Origin of the sequence: Pseudomonas sp. SWRI51, assembly GCF_014268825.1 — a bacterium.
Taxonomy (GTDB): Bacteria; Pseudomonadota; Gammaproteobacteria; order Pseudomonadales; family Pseudomonadaceae; genus Aquipseudomonas; species Aquipseudomonas farsensis.
In genome coordinates this window covers 1-19,059 of the sequence record NZ_JABWRG010000039.1, presented here as the reverse complement: position 1 = coordinate 19,059, position 19,059 = coordinate 1, and the positions used below count along the sequence as shown (strand labels likewise).

General features: G+C 64.7%; 12 protein-coding genes. 2 read left to right on the top strand and 10 right to left on the bottom strand.

The window, feature by feature from the left end:
• Positions 1 to 66: 66 nt before the first annotated feature.
• From yccS to HU720_RS13385, 10 genes are all read right to left on the bottom strand, one after another.
• Complete coding sequence (gene yccS / locus HU720_RS13430; protein WP_186520414.1) at positions 67 to 2,250, bottom strand: YccS family putative transporter; 2,184 nt, start codon at positions 2,248 to 2,250, stop codon at positions 67 to 69.
• Between the two features lie 173 nt (positions 2,251 to 2,423).
• Complete coding sequence (locus HU720_RS13425) at positions 2,424 to 3,605, bottom strand: NAD(P)/FAD-dependent oxidoreductase (RefSeq protein ID WP_186520413.1); 1,182 nt, start codon at positions 3,603 to 3,605, stop codon at positions 2,424 to 2,426.
• A gap of 134 nt (positions 3,606 to 3,739) precedes the next feature.
• Positions 3,740 to 5,077 carry an ATP-dependent RNA helicase DbpA gene (dbpA, locus tag HU720_RS13420; RefSeq protein WP_238337693.1) on the bottom strand — a complete coding sequence of 446 codons (1,338 nt, stop codon included), beginning with the start codon at positions 5,075 to 5,077 and terminating at the stop codon, positions 3,740 to 3,742.
• A 110-nt stretch (positions 5,078 to 5,187) separates the two neighbouring features.
• Complete coding sequence (mdtD, locus tag HU720_RS13415) at positions 5,188 to 6,615, bottom strand: multidrug transporter subunit MdtD (RefSeq protein WP_186520411.1); 1,428 nt, start codon at positions 6,613 to 6,615, stop codon at positions 5,188 to 5,190.
• A 207-nt stretch (positions 6,616 to 6,822) separates the two neighbouring features.
• Positions 6,823 to 8,151 (bottom strand): TldD/PmbA family protein, encoded by a 1,329-nt coding sequence (locus tag HU720_RS13410; RefSeq protein WP_186520410.1) that lies wholly within the window; start codon positions 8,149 to 8,151, stop codon positions 6,823 to 6,825.
• Entirely contained in the window at positions 8,151 to 9,593 is a 1,443-nt protein-coding gene (locus HU720_RS13405; protein WP_186520409.1) for a TldD/PmbA family protein, read from the bottom strand. The genes HU720_RS13410 and HU720_RS13405 overlap by 1 nt, the downstream gene beginning before the upstream one ends.
• 30 nt (positions 9,594 to 9,623) lie before the next feature.
• On the bottom strand, positions 9,624 to 11,420 hold the full coding sequence (locus HU720_RS13400) for an acyl-CoA dehydrogenase (protein WP_186520408.1): 1,797 nt from the start codon (positions 11,418 to 11,420) through the stop codon (positions 9,624 to 9,626).
• Positions 11,421 to 11,640: 220 nt separating this feature from the next.
• Entirely contained in the window at positions 11,641 to 11,814 is a 174-nt protein-coding gene (locus tag HU720_RS13395; protein ID WP_186520407.1) for a hypothetical protein, read from the bottom strand.
• Between the two features lie 388 nt (positions 11,815 to 12,202).
• Positions 12,203 to 16,156: a trifunctional transcriptional regulator/proline dehydrogenase/L-glutamate gamma-semialdehyde dehydrogenase gene (gene putA / locus HU720_RS13390; protein WP_186520406.1), complete on the bottom strand. Its 3,954-nt coding sequence runs from the start codon at positions 16,154 to 16,156 to the stop codon at positions 12,203 to 12,205.
• A gap of 32 nt (positions 16,157 to 16,188) precedes the next feature.
• Positions 16,189 to 16,440 (bottom strand): hypothetical protein, encoded by a 252-nt coding sequence (locus tag HU720_RS13385; protein WP_186520405.1) that lies wholly within the window; start codon positions 16,438 to 16,440, stop codon positions 16,189 to 16,191.
• Between the two features lie 77 nt (positions 16,441 to 16,517).
• Between HU720_RS13385 and putP the strand changes: the two genes are divergently transcribed.
• Positions 16,518 to 17,993 (top strand): sodium/proline symporter PutP, encoded by a 1,476-nt coding sequence (putP, locus tag HU720_RS13380; RefSeq protein WP_186520404.1) that lies wholly within the window; start codon positions 16,518 to 16,520, stop codon positions 17,991 to 17,993.
• A 149-nt stretch (positions 17,994 to 18,142) separates the two neighbouring features.
• Positions 18,143 to 18,979: a 23S rRNA (adenine(2030)-N(6))-methyltransferase RlmJ gene (gene rlmJ / locus HU720_RS13375; protein ID WP_186520403.1), complete on the top strand. Its 837-nt coding sequence runs from the start codon at positions 18,143 to 18,145 to the stop codon at positions 18,977 to 18,979.
• The last annotated feature ends 80 nt before the right edge of the window (positions 18,980 to 19,059 follow it).

The following is a 19,059-nucleotide window of genomic DNA, read 5'->3' as shown; positions in this document are numbered from 1 at the left end:
CGCAACCCTTTCGCGACACAAGGCCGCTCCTACAGGAGACTGCGTTGGCCGCGGTGTGGGCAGCGTTCAGCCCGCCTGCCCTTCCTTGATCAGGTGCCCAGCCAAGGTGCGCAGCGGCCCCAGTTGCCGGCAGATCAGCGCCAACTGCGTTTGCACCAAACGCTGATGTTCGTCCAGTTCTTCCGGCATCTGCTCCAGCGCATTGGCCAGCGCTTCTTCGGCATCGCTGTGAATCGCCACCGGCAGCCGTGCAGCCAACCCATTGGCGATTTCGTCCAGGCTCGCCGCCAGGGTTTGCCCGGCACCGTCGATCAACTGCTCGTGCACTTCGGCCGGCAGCGCCGTGTCGCGGTGCGCGCCAAGGCCTGACAGGTAGCTGAGCAGGGTGTGCGACAGCACCAGGAAGCGGAACCCCACGTCGGCTTCCTTACGGAAATGCCCAGGCTCCATGAGCATGTTGGCAAGGGTCGTGGACAGCGCCGCATCGGCGTTGTGCGCATTGCGCCGGGCCAGGCGGTAGGCCAGGTCGTCGCGCTTGCCGTGGGCGTACTGCTGCATGATCTGGCGCAGGTACTGGCTGGCGCACGACAGCGTGTTGCCCAGCACCTTGTTCAGGCGACGGCCCTGCCAGTCGGGCAGGAACAGGAACACCGCAAGGATGGCGATCAGGCTGCCGACCAAGGTGTCGAACAGCCGCGGCAGGAACAGCCCGTAGCCGTCGCCGATCTGGTTGAAGCAGAACAGCACCATCAGCGTGATCGCCGCCGTTGCCAGGGTGTAGCGGGTGGTGCGGTTGACGAAGAACACCACCCCGGCCACCACCGCGAAGGCCGACTGCACCAGCGGGTTGGGGAACAGGTCGAACAGCGCCCAGCCCACGGTCAGGCCCACGGCCGTGCCGAAGATGCGCTGCACCAGCTTGCGCCGAGTGGCGCCGTAGTTGGGTTGGCAGACGAACAGCGTGGTGAGGATGATCCAGTAACCCTGGGTCGGGTGAATCAGGTGCACCATGCCGTAGCCCACCGACAGCGCCAGTGACAGGCGCAGGGCGTGGCGGAACAGCAGCGAAGTGGGGGTGAGCTGGGTGCGCAGGCGTGTCCAGACATCCTTGAAGGTGCGTGGCGAGCGGTCCAGCAGGCTGCTGTCGCTGGCATCTGCCAGGCTGTCGGGGTTGCTGGCTGCGCTGAGCAGGCGGTCAAGGGTCGCAAGGTTGGCTGCCAGCGCCCGTAGCGAGCGCAGCAGGCCGCGCCAGGCCGGGTTGTTCTGGGTGCGCAGGTGCTCCAGGGAGGCGTGCAGGTCTTCCAGCGCCTCGGGGTAGCCGCTGGCCAGGACGAACGGCTGGCGCAGGCGAATCGAGCGCGCCAGCTCCTGGCACGACGAGCCCTGTTTACGCAGCAGGCGCTGGCAGCGGAACATCACGTCGCTATGGAAAAACGCATCGGTCAGCGCGTTGTAGGGGTAGTGCGAGGCGCTGACCCGCTCGTGAATATCCTGGGCCAGGAAGTACAGCTTCAGGTAACGGCTGACCTTGGAGTTGGGCTGGCTGTTGCCGACTCGGTGCAGGATGATTTCCTTGGCCGTATTCAGCGCTGCCACGACCCGGCCGTTCTGCTGCGCCAGTTCCAGGCGGCGGGCCTCGACGTCGAGGGTGCGCACCGGCTCGAACAGGCTGGCCTTGAGCTTGAGGTAACTGCCCAGCTCGAAGAACAGCTTGGCCAGGCTCTGCTGCACCGGCTGGTTGGAAAACAACGCCTGCCACAGCACCGACAACAGCCCGTACCACGCGGCGCCTGCGACCAGCAGCAGCGGCTCGTGCCAGAAGTCGCTGACTTCGCCGCCGCGCTGGTCCACGCCGATCATGGTGTACACCGACAGAATCAGCGTGGCCGAGGCAATCGCGCCATAGCGTTCGCCCAGCGCCCCGAGCATGGTCAGGCCGAACGCGGCCAGGGCCATGGAGGCGGCGAATATCCAGGGGTAGGGGAATAGCAGCTCGACCGAGAGGGCGGCGATGGCAAAGCACACCAAGGTTACCGCCAGCGCGCTGAGGCGGCCTTGCCAGCCGTCGTCGGTCTCTGCCAGGGCGCTGGCGATGATGCCCAGGAACAGCGGGATGAGCAGGCTCATCTCGTTTTGGTACCAGCACCAGGCCATGCTGCCGGTCAGCGCGATGGTGACCCGGATGGCGTAGCTGAACTTGTCTTGACCCCACAGGCGACGCAATGAATGGCGGAACGAGCTCGATGACATGATGGCCTGCTGGGCTGATATCAATAGGAACCTTTGCGGCGCCATCGCGGGGCAAGCCCGCTCCCACAAGCAAAAGCAGGCTCTTGTGGGAGCGGGCTTGCCCCGCGATGTTTGTGCGCCTTCACCGCGACGGACCAGCCAGAAGCGTTCCGTGCTGCTGAAAGGTTTCTACTCTACACGAACTGCGCCGCGGCGTTAGCCGAAGCCCAGGCCCATTGGAAATTGAACCCGCCCAAATGGCCGCTGACATCCAGCACCTCACCAATGAAGTACAGCCCAGGGCTTTTGAGCGATTCCATGGTCTTGGACGACACTTCACGCGTATCCACCCCGCCCAAGGTCACCTCGGCGGTGCGGTAGCCCTCGGTACCGGCCGGTACCACCTGCCAGGCCGACAGCCGCTCGGCAACCTGGGCAAGCTCTGCCGGGGTGTACTGCTTCAACGGCTTGGACACGAACCACTGCTCGGCTAGCAGGTTGGCCAGCTTGCGGGTGAACACCTCGCCGAGCACGGTTTTCAGTTCGCTGTTGGGCCGTTCCACTTGCTGGCCTTGCAGCCACTCCAGGGCATCGCGGTCGGGCAGCAGGTTGATCTCGACCGTGTCGCCGGCTTCCCAGAACGATGAAATCTGCAAGATGGCCGGGCCGCTGAGGCCGCGGTGAGTGAACAGCAGGTTTTCCCGGAAGCTGTGCTCGTTGCAACTGGCGATGCAGTCCAGCGAGGTGCCGGAAAGCTCGGTGCACAGCGCCTTGAGCTGCGGTTCGGTGATGGTGAATGGCACCAGCCCGGCGCGAGTTGGCAGCAGTTCATGGCCGAACTGGCGCGCCACCTGGTAGCCGAAACCGGTGGCGCCGAGGGTCGGGATCGACAGGCCGCCGGTGGCGATCACCAGCGACTGGCAGGCGAACGGGCCGGCGCTGGTCTGCAAGGTGTAGCCGCTGTCGGTCTTGCTGATCTGCTCGATGCTGGTGTTCATGCGCAGTTCGGCGCCGTTGGCGTCGCACTCGGCCAGCAGCATATCGAGGATGTCGCTGGCCTTGTTGTCGCAAAACAGCTGGCCGAGCTTTTTCTCGTGGTAAGGCACGCCGTGCTTGCCCACCAGCTCGATGAAGTCCCATTGGGTGTAGCGGGCCAGCGCCGACTTGCAGAAGTGCGGGTTGTGCGAGAGAAAGTTGGCGGGCTCTGTGTACATGTTGGTGAAGTTGCAGCGCCCACCGCCTGACATGAGGATTTTCTTGCCCGGTTTGTTGGCGTGGTCGAGCAGCAGCACCCGGCGCCCACGGCGGGCAGCGAGCTGGGCACACATCAGGCCGGCGGCGCCGGCGCCGAGAATGATCACGTCGGTGGAATGCACGAAATTGCCTCTTTAAAAGCAGGGCCGCTGCGCGCCCCATCGCAGGCTATCGCCAGCTCCCACAGGGAAACTGCAACCCACTGTGGGAGCTGGCGATAGCCTGCGATGGGGCGCGTAGCGGCCCCAAAAAACCATCAGATAATGCGGACCTTGAGCGAACGCCCTTTGATCTTGCCGCTGTTCAGCCGCTGCATGGCCTGCTTGGCCAACGCACGTTCCACGGCCACAAAGGCGACGAAATCAAAGATGGCGATCTTGCCGACCTGCTTGCCCGGCAGCCCGGCATCACCGGTCAGCGCACCGAGGATATCGCCAGGGCGCAGTTTGTCTTTGCGCCCGGCACCGATGCACAAGGTGGTCATCACCGGCAGCAGCGGCTCGCCGCCTTTGTTTTTCAGGCTGTCGAGCTGTTCCCAGCGCAGCGGCTGCTTCTGCAGTTGCTCGATGGCCTGGGCGCGGTGGCCTTCGGCCGGGGCCACCAGGCTGATCGCCAGGCCCTTTTCACCGGCACGGCCCGTACGGCCGACGCGGTGCACGTGAATCTCGGCGTCACGCGCCAGTTCGACGTTGAGCACCATGTCCAGGCCGTCGATGTCCAGGCCACGGGCGGCCACGTCGGTGGCAACCAGTACCGAGCTGCTGCGGTTGGCGAACATCGTCAGTACCTGGTCGCGGTCGCGCTGCTCCAGGTCACCGTGCAGCGCCTGGGCGACGATGCCTTTGGCGGTCAGGTGGGCGACCACGTCTTCGCACTGCTGCTTGGTGAAGCAGAACGCCACGCACGAGGTCGGGCGGTAGTGGCCGAGCACGCGGGTGACGGCTTCCAGGCGCTGGTCGGCATCGATTTCGATGAAGCGCTGTTCGATCTGGTTGTCGCTGTGCAGCGCCTCGACCTTCACCTGCTGCGGCTGGCGCATGAAATTCTTGGCCAGTTGCTCGATGCCGGCCGGGTAGGTGGCCGAGAACAGCAAGGTCTGGCGGCGCGCCGGGGTCTTGCCGATGATGCTGGCGATGGCGTCGAAAAAGCCCATGTCGAGCATACGGTCGGCTTCATCGAGCACCAGGGTGTTGAGGCCGTCGAGCACCAGGGTGCCTTTGTCCAGGTGCTGCTGGATGCGCCCCGGAGTGCCGACGACGATGTGCGCGCCGTGCTCCAGCGAAGCGATCTGCGGGCCCAGCGAGACGCCGCCGCACAGGGTTAGGATCTTGATGTTGTCCTCGGCGCGGGCCAGACGACGCAGTTCCTTGGCGACCTGGTCGGCCAACTCGCGGGTCGGGCACAGCACCAGCGCCTGGCAACCGAAGTAGCGCGGGTTGATCGGGTTGAGCAGGCCGATGCCGAAGGCGGCGGTCTTGCCGCTGCCGGTCTTGGCCTGGGCGATCAGGTCCAGGCCCCTGAGGATGACGGGCAGGCTCTGCGCCTGAATCGGCGTCATCGAGGCGTAACCCAGCGCCTCCAGGTTGGCCAGCATGGCGGTGGACAGCGGGAGGGTGGCAAAGGCGGTTTGTTCAACGGTCACGAGGCGGGCCTGCGGCGATGCGAAAAATGTCGCACAGTCTACCAGCCTCGTGGCCATTCACCCTACGGCTCTACGTGTTGTTCCGGACGACGGGCACGCCTTCCATCCGTCGGCGACAGTTGCATGAAGATCGCCGCGGCCAACATGGCCATGACGCCGATGGTGACGAAGGTCAGCTGGAACGCGCCCAGTGTGGTTTCTACCCCGTCGGCGTTGCCTGCGGCCGTGAAACCGCCGAGCAGCGCGCCGGCGCAGGCCACGCCCAGGCTCAGCGAAAGCTGCGCCACCACCGACAGCAGGCTGTTGCCACTGCTGGCGCTGGCATCGTCCAGGTCGATCAGGGTGACGGTGTTCATCGCCGTGAACTGCATCGAGTTTACCGCCCCCAGCAGTGCCAGTTGGGTCAGCAGCAGGGCGTATGGGGTCTGTTCATCGACCAGCCCCAGGCTTGCCAGCAGGATACCCAGCAACAGCGTGTTACCAGTGAGCACGATGCGATAGCCCAGGTGTTCGATCAGCGGCCGCGCCACCGACTTGGCCACCATGGCGGCGGCGGCCAGCGGGATCATGCTCATGCCGGCCTGGGCGGGCGAGTAGCCCAGCGCAACCTGCAACAGCAGCGGCACCAGAAACGGCAGGGCGCCGCTGCCCAGGCGGGCGAACAGGTTGCCGAGGATGCCGATGGCAAAGGTGCGCACGCGAAACAGCGATGGCGAGAACAACGGCTCGGGGTCGCGCCCGGCGCGCAGCCAGTAGGCGGCAAGGCAGGCCAGGCCTGCGAACAGCAACAGCATCACCCGCAGGTGCGGCAGGTGCAGCTCGCCCAGGCCTTCCATGGCGATGGTGATCAGCACCATCGCTGCGCCAAACAGCAGGAAACCCTGGCCGTCGAAGCGGGTGCGCTCGGCCCCGCGCAGGTCGGGGATGAATTTCCACACCGCATAGCAGCCGAGCATGCCCACCGGCAGGTTGAGCAGGAAGATCCAGTGCCAGCTGAGGATCTCCACCAGCCAGCCGCCGACGGTCGGGCCCAGCAGCGGGCCGAGCAGGCCGGGGATGGTGATGAAGCTCATGATGCGCACCAGCTCGGTGCGCGGGTAGGCCCGCAGCACCACCAGCCGCCCGACCGGCAGCATCAGCGCGCCGCCCAGGCCCTGGACGATGCGGGCAAAGATCAGGAAGCCGAGGCTGTTGGCCATGGCGCACAGCAGCGAGCCGAAGCTGAACAGCAGGATGGCGCCGAAGAAGATGCGCTTGGTGCCGAAGCGGTCGGCGATCCAGCCCGAGGCTGGGATCAGCAGGGCCACGGTGAGCATGTAGGCGATGATCACCCCCTGCATGCGCAGCGGGTCCTCGGCCAGCGAGCGGGCCATGGCCGGCAGCGCGGTGTTGAGGATGGTGCCGTCGAGTGACTGCATGAAGAAGGCGATGGCCACCACCCAAGGCAGCCAGCGGGCGGTGACGGGGTCAAGTGGGGCGCGGTCGGGCATGGCTAACCTCTCTGTGCTGTATTGGCTGTTCTGGCCTCATCGCAGGCTGTCGCCAGCTCCCACAGGGATCCAGGCAAGCTGCAGAAACCCAGGACAACTCGGTCTCAGTGGAAGCTCCCATAGGGATCCAGGCAAACTGCAGAAACCCAGGGCAACTCGGTCTCTGTGGGAGCTGGCGACAGCCTGCGATAGGGCCAGGCCTGTCGATCACAATGTCAGGGTCAACCCTCTGACCAGCGCGCCGGGCAGATGACTCGATCCGGTGCTGCGCTGGCTATAGGTGCTGGTCGAGAGGATCATCTCGCGCTCGCAGGTCAGCGCCTCCAGTTGGCTGCCCAGCAAACTGTACAGGCTGTCATCGAAGCGCATGGTGCTCACCGGCCCCTGGATCTGCCCGTTTTCTGCCCAGAAGGTGGCGAAGCGGGTCAGCCCGGTCATGCGTGCGGCGGGCAGGTCCGAGTAGTTCAGGTACCACAGGTTGCTGATATACAGCCCGGTACCCAGGCGCTCAAGCACCTGCGCGCTGGGCAAATCGCCCGGCGCCAGGCTGAGCGCGCAGGGCGACTCATGGCTGTCGGCGCCATTGGCCGCCAACTCGAACTCGGCCGCGCTGCGCGCACTGACCAGCCGCTCCTGCGCCTGGCCCTCGACGATCAGGCGCAGGTCGCGGCGTGGCGAGCCTTCGTCAGAGAACGCCGGGCTGAGCGAGCCGCTTACCTGCTCGCTGAAGCTCACCAGTGGACTCAACTGCGCATCACCGCTGTACAGCCGTTGCAGCGCGCTGTTGCCGGTAGCCAGCGCCTGTGCGGAAAACCCGCCCCAGCACAGCATGCCGGCGATTTCGTCCATGGCCGCCGGGGCCAGGTAGGCGCGGTAGCTGCCGGGCTTGAGGGTGATCGGCGCGCGGCCCAGGTGCTGCAACTGCTCGCGGGCCTGGCGCAGGCGTGCGGCGAAGGCGTCGCTGCTCCACTGCTGGCCGGCGTAGTTGGCCTTCACCGCCTGGCCATTGCTGTGGAACAGGCTGAAGTCGAAGTTGAAACTATTGGCCTGGTGCCAGCCAAAGGCCCCGAACGAGCTGGCAAAGCCCCGGCAGATGGGGCCTGCGGCATAGATACCGACCAGGTCGAGCTGGCCGGCTTCGTGTGCGACGCCGGCCAGCACCTCGCCCAGCTCCGGCAGCGGCTGTTGCTGCAGGCTGTCACTGCGCCAGGCGTTCTGATCAAGGCTCAGGTACGGGTCAAGCGCCAGCAGGGGCAAGGTCTGGCGCAGTTGCGCCAGGGCTTCGTACAGGCGCTGGCGGTCAAGTTCGGCGTCGTCGCCCAAGGTGATCTGCTGCTCGGCTTGCCGGCCATCGCTGACCAGGCGCAGTTGCACGCTGGCCTGGCTCACCACCCCGGCCTGGCGTACCTGGGCGTGGTTGAAGCGGACAAACTGCGACTGTTCGGCGCTGTAGCCGAGGGTGAACTGCTCGCCCGGTTGCAGCGCTGCGCGCAAGGCCCCGAGCAGGCCCTCGAAGCGTTGTTGATAAGTGCTCATCAGGCGTCCCCTCCGAATACGTCGATCTGGCGGAACACGCAGGCCGGCGAAGCGTGGCCCACGCGCACCACCTGGTTGGGTTCGCCCTTGCCGCAGTTGGGCGTGCCCAGTACCTGGAAGGTGCTGCGGTCGCCCACCGCCGACAGGTTGCGCCAGAAGCCTGCAGAAATGCCGCGGTAGTTGGGGTTTTTCACCACGCCCTTGAGTTCGCCGTTTTCGATCAGTTGGCCCCACTCGCAGCCGAACTGGAACTTGTTACGCGCGTCATCGATGGACCATGAGCGATTGGTGCGCATCAGGATGCCATGCTCGATGCCGCCGATCAGTTGTTCAAGCGACTGGTCGCCAGGCTCGATATTGAGGTTGGCCATGCGGTCGATGGGCGCGCGGTTCCAACTGCATGCCCGGCTGTTGGCAACGCCATCGAGGCCGGAGCGCAGTTGCGACAGCTCCCCACCGAGCGGGCGCACCAGCAGGCCGTCGCGAATCAGGAACTGCTTGCTGGCCGGAGTGCCATCGTCGTCGAAGGCGTAGCTTGCGAGTTCTTCGCCAATACCGGGGTCGAAGGTCACGTTGAGCAGCGTGGAGCCGTATTGCAGGCGGCCGAAGTCCTCGGCCTTGACGAAGCTGGTGCCGGCGTAATTGCGTTCATCCCCCAGAATGCGGTCCATTTCCAGCGGATGGCCGATGGACTCGTGAATCTGCAGCATCATCTGGTCGGGCATCAGCAGCAGGTCACGCACCCCGCTTGACGTGTTGGGCGCCAGCAGCAGTTGCAGGGCCTGGTCGGCAACGTGACCAGCGGCGCCAATCAGGCCGCAGCGCTCGACCACATCGAAGCCGCCTTGCTGGCCGAAGTTTTCCCGGCCCAAGGTACGGCTTTGGCTGTCTGCGCCGTCGCTTGCAGTTACCCCAAGGCCTGGGAACACGAAGCGCTGGGCGTGGCGCAGTTCGGCGCCGGCGCTGTTGAGGTAGGTTTGCTCGACATGGGTGATGCCCAGGCTTGCCTGCCAGTCCACCAGGCGGCTGTCCTTGGGCACGCTGGCCGACTCTGCGGCGAGCAGTTGCAGGCACTCGGCAAGCGGCGGCAAGGGCTGGTCGAGGTTGGGCGAGAGGTGGTCGTGGCGCTGGCTCGGGGCGGGCTGGCCGCTAAGGTCGAGCAGGCTGTGCGGGCGGATTTGCCGGGCCAGCGCCTCGGCCTGTTCCAGGGCACGTTGCAGGCCGCTTTGCGACAGGTCGGCGGTGGCCGCGTAGGCCTCGACGCCGTTGACCCGCACGCTGAGCATCGCGCCTTCGTCCTGGCTGAAGTACGGCGGTTCGGCAACGTTGCGGCGAACCGAAAGCGACTGGTGCGATTGCTTCACATGGCGAAGCGAGAACACTTCGGCCGTGCTGCGCAGCGCAGCGAAACGCTGGCGCAGCAGGGCGCTGGAATCGAACATGGGACAACCTCCGGTGCGCGGTGGCTCCCCCTAGAACCACCCCTCTTGCATGCTCAGGCACGTGTCGTCGCGGGCCTGGAGCAATGCGAGGTCATTATGGCAGGGCGGTAGTTCCCAGGTGAGGAAATAACGCGCCGCTTGCAGTTTGCCGAGGTAGAAGTCGCGCTCGTTGCCGTTGAGCAGGCCGACTTCTGCGTGTATCGCCTGCTCCAGCCAGCGCCAGCCGATCACACAGTGGCCGAAGGCCTTGAGGTACAGCGCCGAGTTGGCCAGGGCACCGGCGACCTTGCCTTGTGCCAGGTCGCCGAGCAGCGCCAGGGTCACGCCTTGCAGGCGGTTGACCAGTTGTTCCAGTGGCTGGCGCAGGGCGTCGAGGTTGGGGTGATGGCTGGCCCGCTCGCAGGTGCCGGCCATTGAACGCACCAGGAGCTTGAGGCCGGCCCCGCCGCCTTGCGCCAGCTTGCGGCCCAGCAGGTCGAGCGACTGAATGCCCTCGGTGCCTTCATGGATCGGGTTCAGGCGGTTGTCGCGGTAGTACTGCTCCACCGGGTATTCGCGGGTGTAGCCATGGCCGCCGAGGATCTGGATCGCCAGTTCATTGGCCTTGAGGCAGTAGGCCGAGGGCCAGGACTTGACCACCGGGGTCAGCAGGTCGAGCAGTTGCTGGGCCTGGGTGCGCGCGGTGGCGTCGGGCGCGGTGTGGGTGTCATCGAACAGCCGTGCGGCGTAAAGGCCCAAGTCGAACGCGCCCTCTACATACGCCTTCTGCGCCAGCAGCATGCGCTTCACGTCACTGTGGGCGATGATCGGCACGGCTGGGCTGTGCGGGTCCTTGTTGTCCGGCGTACGGCCTTGCGGGCGCTGGCGCGCGTACTCCAGCGAGTACAGGTAGCCGGCGTAACCGAGCATGACCGCACCCATGCCGACGCCGATGCGCGCCTCGTTCATCATCTGGAACATGCACGCCAGGCCCTGGTGCGGCTGGCCAACCAGGTACCCCACGCACTGGCCTTGGTCGCCGAAGTTCAGCGCCGCCGACGTGGTGCCGCGCCAGCCCATCTTGTGGAACAGCCCAGCCAGTACCACGTCGTTGCGCGGCCCCAGGCTGGCATCTTGGTTGACCCGGTACTTGGGCACGATGAACAGCGAGATGCCTTTGACGCCAGGCGGTGCGTCGGGCAGCTTGGCCAGCACCATGTGCACGATGTTCTCGGACAATTCGTGGTCGCCACCGGAGATGAAAATCTTGTTGCCCTTGAGCCGATAGGTGCCGTCGCCAGCGGGTTCTGCGCGGGTGCGGATATCGGCCAGCGAGGAGCCGGCGTGGGGTTCGGTCAGGGCCATGGTGCCGAAGTAGCGGCCCTCGATCATGGGTTGCAGGAACAGGCGCTTTTGCTCATCGCTGCCGAAGGTCTCGATCAGGTTCGCGGCACCCATGGTCAGGAACGGATACGCCGTGGTGCCTGCGTTGGCGGCCTGAAAGTGCGCGAAGCAGGCTTGCGATACCAGGCTGGGCAGTTGCATGCCGCCGGCATCGAAATCGCGGTTGGCGTTTAGAAAGCCTGCTTGCAGAAACGCATCTACAGCCGGTTTCACTTCCTCGATCAACTCGGCGCGGCCGTCTACATAGCGCGGTTCGTGCTCGTCGGCCTTGCGGTTGTGCGGGGCGAAGTACTTCTCGGCGATGCTGCGCGCGGTGCCCAGGGCTGCGTCGAAGGTTTCGCGGGTGTGTTCGGCGAAGCGCGGGCGTTGGGTCAGGGCCTCGGCGTCGAGCACTTCGTAGAGTTCGAAGGCGAGGTTGCGCGGGCAGAGCAGGGTGTCGGGCATGGTCGCGGTCCTGGGGCGGGATGCTGCGAGTCTAGGAGCGCAGATTGGGGGTGGATACCATGATTGATTCAGGTGATGGTGGAGGGGAGAGCGCGATAGCTGTCAGGCCAAAAACAACGCACCGTTAGATTCCAGCGGCCGAAAGAAGCCTTTTATGCAGTTGAAATCACGTACGCACAGTTGGACGTGCGCTTCCTGTCGAAAGAAGTTGCTGATACATCTAGCGGTAAGGCTCCTTGAGCTCTCCACTCGCGGTGAAAACCCCCGTCTTTTCGCGAAATGCTCTAGCTTCGGCAGGGTCTTCAGACAATATCTGGGCGAGCTGGCGGATGCGTTGGGCTGCCTCAATGTGAGGATTGCCGGCCTTGGATTTGTTGGATTCTTTCGCAGTCATGTCGCCCTCCATCTAATGCGTTTTGCTGCAAGCAGTGGGGAGGAGTCTATGCGGAGTTGGGGATGGAGCGTTGAGCGTGGTACTGGCCGTTATGGCCTCTTCGCGGGTCAAGCCCGCTCCCACGTTGTGGCTTGCCACTACATCGATGCCGTTTTACGCGGTCAGTGTAGGAGCGGCCTTGTGTCGCGAAAGGGTTGCGTAGCAGCCCCAGGATCTTAGCTTCATGCAAAATGGCTGGGGCTGCTTTGCAGCCCGTCGCGACACAAGGCCGCTCCTACACGGGCTCAGATCTGGCAGGCGCTGACGTAGCTTCGGCAAACACTCGCAACCACAGCGCCACAAAAAAGGGAGGCCAAGTTGGCCTCCCTTTCAATGTTGCCTGTCAGCGTCAGCCGATCGTCATCAAGCTGGCATTGCCGCCGGCCGCCGCGGTATTCACACTCACCGCCCGCTCGATCACCAGGCGCTCCAGGGCTATCTGGTGATCGCCACTCGACAGCCCGTGTACGCCAACGATCGCCCCGGCACGCTTGGCCACCTGTTCGCAGATGCCGCGCAGCTGGTCCGAGTCGCCGTGGTGAATGACCGCGTCGAACGCCACTTCGTCCTTGCTCCAGTCCGCTACCAGCTTGATCTTCGCTTGCACGTCCTTCGGCAGGCGACCACGCAGGCCCTTGGCCGGCTCGGCGTCCTGGAACACCGCAGCGCTGCCGACCGCCAGCACCGCTGCCAACTGCGCCAGCAGGTCGGCTTCGTTGTCGGCCAGGCACAGCACGTGCTCACGTGGCAGCACGGTGTAGGTGTTGCGCTCGCCGGTAGGCCCCGGCAGCACACGGGTGATGCCGCTTTGGGTCTGCTCGGCGAACTGCTCGCACAGCGCGGCCAGGTCGCTTAGCTGGCTGCCCTGTGCCCAGCTCTTGAGCTGCTCCAGCGGCTTGAGCTGCTGGTCGCGCAGGGCGGTGTCGATTTTGGCTTCGCCGTCAGTGCGCGCGAAGTGGCGGGCAATGGCGTCAGTCGGGCGGGTCGACAGCAGGCGGTACAGGTACAGCGGGCCGCCGGCTTTCGGGCCGGTGCCGGACAGGCCTTCACCACCGAACGGCTGCACGCCGACCACCGCACCCACGATGTTGCGGTTGACGTACATGTTGCCAGCGTTGACGTTGCCCACCACCTTGGCGATGGTCTCGTCGATGCGGGTATGCACGCCCAAGGTCAGGCCGTAGCCCGAAGCGTTGATCTGTTCGATCAACTGGTCGAGGTCCTTGCGGTTGTAGCGCACCACGTGCAGCACCGGGCCGAAGATCTCGCGCTTGAGCTCGTCGAAGCTTTCCAGCTCGATCAGCGTCGGCATGACGAAGGTGCCGCGCTTGATCTCCTCGCCCTCGGCGATGGCCACCTGGTACACGGCGCGGCCTTTCTCGCGCATGCCCTGGATGTGTTTCTCGATGCCAGCCTTGGCTTCGGCGTCGATCACCGGGCCAATGTCCACCGACAGGCGCTCCGGGTTACCCAGCCGGCTTTCGGCCATGGCGCCCTTGAGCATTTCGATGACACGGTCAGCGGAATCTTCCTGCAGGCACAGTACGCGCAGTGCCGAGCAGCGCTGGCCGGCGCTGTCGAAGGCCGAGGACACCACGTCGATGACCACTTGTTCGGTGAGCGCCGAGGAATCGACGATCATCGCGTTCTGCCCACCGGTTTCGGCGATCAGCGGGATGGGGCGGCCCTGGTTGTCCAGGCGCCCGGCGATGTTGCGTTGCAGCAGGCGGGCAACTTCGGTGGAGCCGGTGAACATCACACCTTTGACGCGCTCATCGCCCACCAGCCCGGCGCCGACGGTTTCACCGCGGCCCGGCAGCAGTTGCAGCACGCCTTCGGGGATGCCGGCGTCGAGCAGCAGGCGCACGGCTTGGGCCGCGACCAGCGGGGTTTGTTCGGCGGGCTTGGCCAGCACCGGGTTGCCGGCAGCCAGGGCTGCGGCCACTTGCCCGGAGAAAATCGCCAGCGGGAAGTTCCACGGGCTGATGCACACCACCGGGCCCAGTGGGCGGCAGTTGTCGTTGCGCAGGTCGTTGCGCGCCTGCACCGCGTAGTAGCGCAGGAAGTCCACGGCTTCGCGCACTTCGGCAATGGCATTGGCGTAGGTCTTGCCGGCTTCGCGCACCAGCAGGCCCATCAGTGGCTGGATGTCGGCCTCCATCAGGTCGGCGGCACGCTCCAGAATTGCGGCGCGTTCGGCGGGCGGAGTGGCTTGCCAGATGGGCGCTGCGTTGACGGCGCACTGCACGGCATTGTTGACGTCGCCGACCGTGGCTTCCTGTACGTGGCCAACCACATCACGCTGGTCGGATGGGTTCAGTACCGGCGCCGCAGGCTCCTCGCTGGCAGCGCAGCCCAGCAGTGGTGAGGCTTTCCAGTCATTGTGGGCGGTCGCCAGCAGGGCGCAGGACAGTGACGCCAGGCGGTGTTCGTTGGCCAGGTCGATGCCAGCGGAGTTGGCCCGCTCGTTGCCATACAGCTCACGCGGCATCGGGATGCGCGGGTGCGGCAGGCCGATACCGCCTTCCTGGGTGGCCATGCGCTCGATGCTCAGCACCGGGTCTGCCACCAGTTCCTGAATCGACAGCGAGTGGTCGGCGACGCGGTTGACGAACGAGGTGTTGGCGCCGTTTTCGAGCAGGCGGCGAACCAGGTAGGCCAGCAGCGTCTCGTGGGTGCCGACCGGTGCGTACACGCGGCATGGACGGTTCAGCTTGCCTTCAGCGACTTTGCCTACAACCTGTTCATACAGCGGCTCGCCCATGCCGTGCAGGCACTGGAATTCGTACTGGCCGGGGTAGTAGTTCTGCCCGGCGAGCTGGTAGATGGCCGCCAGGGTGTGGGCGTTGTGGGTGGCGAACTGCGGGTAGATGGCTTCCGGCACGGCCAGCAGCTTGCGCGCACAGGCAATGTAGGAAATGTCGGTGTACACCTTGCGGGTGTAGACCGGGTAGCCTTCCAGGCCTTCGACCTGGGCGCGCTTGATTTCGCTGTCCCAGTAGGCGCCTTTAACCAGGCGGATCATCAGGCGGTGGCGGCTGCGCTTGGCCAGGTCGATGACGTAGTCGATCACGTACGGGCAGCGCTTCTGGTAAGCCTGGATGACAAAGCCGATGCCGTTCCAGCCGGCCAGCGACGGCTCGAAGCACAGGCGCTCGAGCAGGTCCAGCGACAGCTCCAGGCGGTCGGCTTCTTCGGCGTCGATGTTCAGGCCGATGTCATATTGCTTGGCCAGCAGGGTCAGCGACAGCAGGCGCGGGTAAAGCTCGCTCATCACCCGCTCGTACTGGGCGCGGCTGTAGCGCGGGTGCAGGGCCGAGAGCTTGATCGAGATGCCCGGGCCTTCATAGATGCCGCGCCCGTGCGAGGCCTTGCCGATGGAGTGGATGGCCTGCTCGTAGGACGCCAGGTACTTCTGTGCGTCGTGCTCGGTCAGCGCCGCTTCGCCCAGCATGTCGTAGCTGTAGCGGAAGCCCTTGGACTCGAACTTGCTGGCGTTGGCCAGGGCCTCGGCGATGGTCTCGCCGGTGACGAACTGCTCGCCCATCAGGCGCATGGCCATGTCGACGCCCTTGCGGATCATCGGCTCGCCGCTCTTGCCGATGATGCGGGTGAGCGAGGAGGTCAGGCCGGATTCATTGTGCGTGCTGACCAGCTTGCCGGTCAGCAACAGGCCCCAGGTCGCGGCGTTGACGAACAGCGACGGGCTGTTGCCCAGGTGTGGCTGCCAGTTGCCGGTGCTGATCTTGTCGCGGATCAACGCATCGCGGGTGCCTTTGTCAGGGATGCGCAGCAGCGCTTCGGCCAGGCACATCAAGGCCACGCCTTCCTGCGACGACAGCGAAAACTCCTGCAACAGGCCCTGCACGATACCGGCGCGGCCGCCTGCGCTCTTCTGGTTGCGCAGTTTGTCGGCCAGGGTCGCGGCGAGCTTGTTGGTGGCCTCGGCCTGGGCGGCTGGCAGGCGTGCCTGCTCCAGCAGCATCGGCACGACTTCTTGCTCCGGGCGGCGGTAGGCGGCGGTGATCGCCGAGCGCAGTACCGATTGCGGCAGGATGCTTTCGGCAAACTCCAGGAAGCACTGGTGGGCATGGTCGGCGGTAACTTCGCCGGCGTCATCGCCCAGGTTTGCCGCTTGGCCGTTGAGGTCTTGCAGGGTGGCGCCACCCTCGAGCTTCTCGAGATAGTTGAAGATCGCTTGCTTGATCAACCAGTGCGGCGTGCGGTCGATGGACTGCGCAGCTGCTTTGAGTCGCTCACGGGTAGGGTCGTCAAGTTTGACCCCAAGGGTGGTCGTCGCCATTTCTTATCCTCATTATTGCCACGGGTGTGGCCTTAGCTGGAAGCAAGATTAGCCTGTAGGACAATTCGGGTGCAACCGGGTGCAACCCGATTTTTCGAAAGGCTGGGCGCAACTCGTCCGATGGTGCCCGCGCACCGGCTGGAAAGGGCGGCCTTGGTGCGTTTTGTTATGTAAAAACGGCTGTTTGCTCCGAAATGGCGCATAAAAAGCGTTTTTTCTGAAAAGTCACGAAGCGGTGCAACTTGCAAATGAAAAATGGTTGCACCTGGTTCGCGTTGTTGCATAGGATGCGCCGCCTGGGTGCAACCGCTTTGCGACGCGACGGTTGCATGAGATAAAAACAAACGCCAGGGCACAACCAATGGGCAATCCTCTAACGATCACCTTCGTGGTCTACATCGCGGCAATGGTGCTGATCGGCTTCGCCGCCTATCGCTCCACCAAGAACCTTTCCGATTACATCCTCGGTGGACGCAGCCTCGGCAGCGTGGTTACCGCGCTTTCTGCCGGTGCTTCCGACATGAGCGGCTGGCTGCTGATGGGCCTGCCGGGCGCCATCTACTTCGCCGGCCTGTCTGAAGCCTGGATCGCCATCGGCCTGACCGTCGGCGCCTACCTGAACTGGCTGTTCGTCGCCGGCCGCCTGCGTGTGCAGACCGAATACAACGGTGATGCCCTGACCCTGCCGGACTACTTCGCCAGCCGCTTCGAAGACAACAGCGGGCTGCTGCGGATCATCTCGGCCATCGTCATTCTGGTGTTCTTCACCATCTACTGTGCTTCTGGCATCGTGGCCGGCGCTCGCTTGTTCGAGAGCACCTTCGACATGCCCTACGAGACCGCCCTGTGGGCCGGTGCTGCGGCCACCATCGCCTACACCTTCGTTGGTGGTTTCCTGGCGGTGAGCTGGACCGACACCGTGCAGGCCTCGCTGATGATCTTCGCGCTGATCCTGACCCCGATCATCGTGCTGATTTCCACCGGTGGCTTCGATACAACGTTCCTGGCTATCGAAGCGGTCAACCCGGCGCACTTCGACATGTTCAAGGGCGCGACCTTCATTGGCATCATCTCGCTGATGGGCTGGGGCCTGGGCTACTTCGGCCAGCCGCACATCCTGGCGCGCTTCATGGCCGCCGATTCGGTCAAGTCGATTGCCAAGGCTCGCCGCATCTCGATGACCTGGATGATCCTGTGCCTGGCAGGCACCTGTGCGGTCGGCTTCTTCGGTATCGCCTACTTCTCGGCGCACCCGGAGCTGGCGGGCCCGGTTACTGAAAACCATGAGCGCGTGTTCATCGAGCTGGCCAAGATCCTGTTCAATCCGTGGATCGCCGGTGTGCTGCTGTCGGCCATTCTGGCTGCAGTGATGAGTACCCTGAGCTGCCAGTTGCTGGTGTGCTCCAGCGCCCTGACCGAAGACTTCTACAAGGCGTTTCTGCGCAAGAATGCGTCGCAGGTCGAGCTGGTGTGGGTTGGCCGCCTGATGGTGCTGGCGGTAGCGTTGGTGTCGATCGCCCTGGCGGCGAACCCGAACAACCGTGTGCTGGGCCTGGTGGCCTACGCCTGGGCTGGCTTCGGTGCTGCCTTTGGTCCGGTGGTGCTGCTGTCGGTGCTGTGGAAAGGCATGACCCGTAACGGGGCGCTTGCTGGCATCGTGGTGGGCGCGCTGACGGTGATCTTCTGGAAGCAACTGGACACTGGCTTGTACGAAATCATCCCAGGCTTCCTGTTCGCGACCATCGCCATCGTGCTGGTGAGCAAGCTGGGCAGCCCGTCGGGCAGCATGGTTTCGCGTTTCGAGACCGCCAACAAGGTCTATCACGCTGACAAGTAACGCCTGCTGAATCGGCGCCGCCTGTAAATCGCGGGGCAAGCCCGCTCCCACGACAGCCCTAGCGGTTTCGTGGGGGTGGGCTCGCCCCGCGATGCTTTTGTGCGTCACCGGCCCAACAAGGTAAACTTGCCGCCTTCGCAGGAGCCGCCATGAATTATCGTCACGCCTTCCACGCCGGCAACCACGCCGACGTCCTCAAACACATCGTGCTGACCCGCCTCATCGCCTTGATGTCGCGCAAGGAGCAGCCGTTCGCCTATATCGACACCCATGCCGGCCTCGGCCTGTACGACCTGCAGGGCGACCAGGCGACCCGCACCGGTGAATACCTCGAAGGCGTTGCCCGCCTGTGGGGCCGCGATGACCTGCCGGCGGCAACTGCCGACTATATGCGCGTCATCAAGCGCCTTAACCAGGACGGCGAACTGCGCTACTACCCAGGTTCGCCCGAGCTTGCCCGGCGCCTGATGCGCCAGCAGGACCGCGCGCAGCTCAACGAGAAGCACCCCGAAGACGGGGCGCTGCTCAAAGAGAACATGAAGAAAGACCCTCGGGTCACCGTGCACCTGGGGGAGGGCTGGCATATCCCGCGGGCGCTGCTGCCGGTGCAGGAAAAGCGCGCCATCATGCTGATCGACCCGCCGTTCGAGCAGGCCGATGAACTCAAGCGTTGCACCGTGGCCATGAAAGAGGCCATCGGCCGCATGCGCCAGACCGTCGCAGCCATTTGGTACCCGATCAAGGACCAGCGCTCGCTGACCCGGTTCTACCAGGACCTGACCAGCACTGGGGCGCCCAAACTGCTGCGCGTGGAGTTGTACGTGCACCATCAGGACAGCCCGCAGGGGCTGAACGGTTCGGGCCTGGCCATTGCCAACCCGCCTTGGGGCCTTGAGGAAGAGCTCAAGGAACTGCTGCCGTGGCTGGCCAAGGAGCTTGCGCAAACGGCGGGCAGTTTCCGCATGGATTGGCTGATCGCCGAATAATCCCGTGGGAGATTCTATGGTTTCGGGCAAGTCGCTTTTGATTGTGTAGGAGCGGCCTTGTGTCGCGAAAGGGCTGCGAA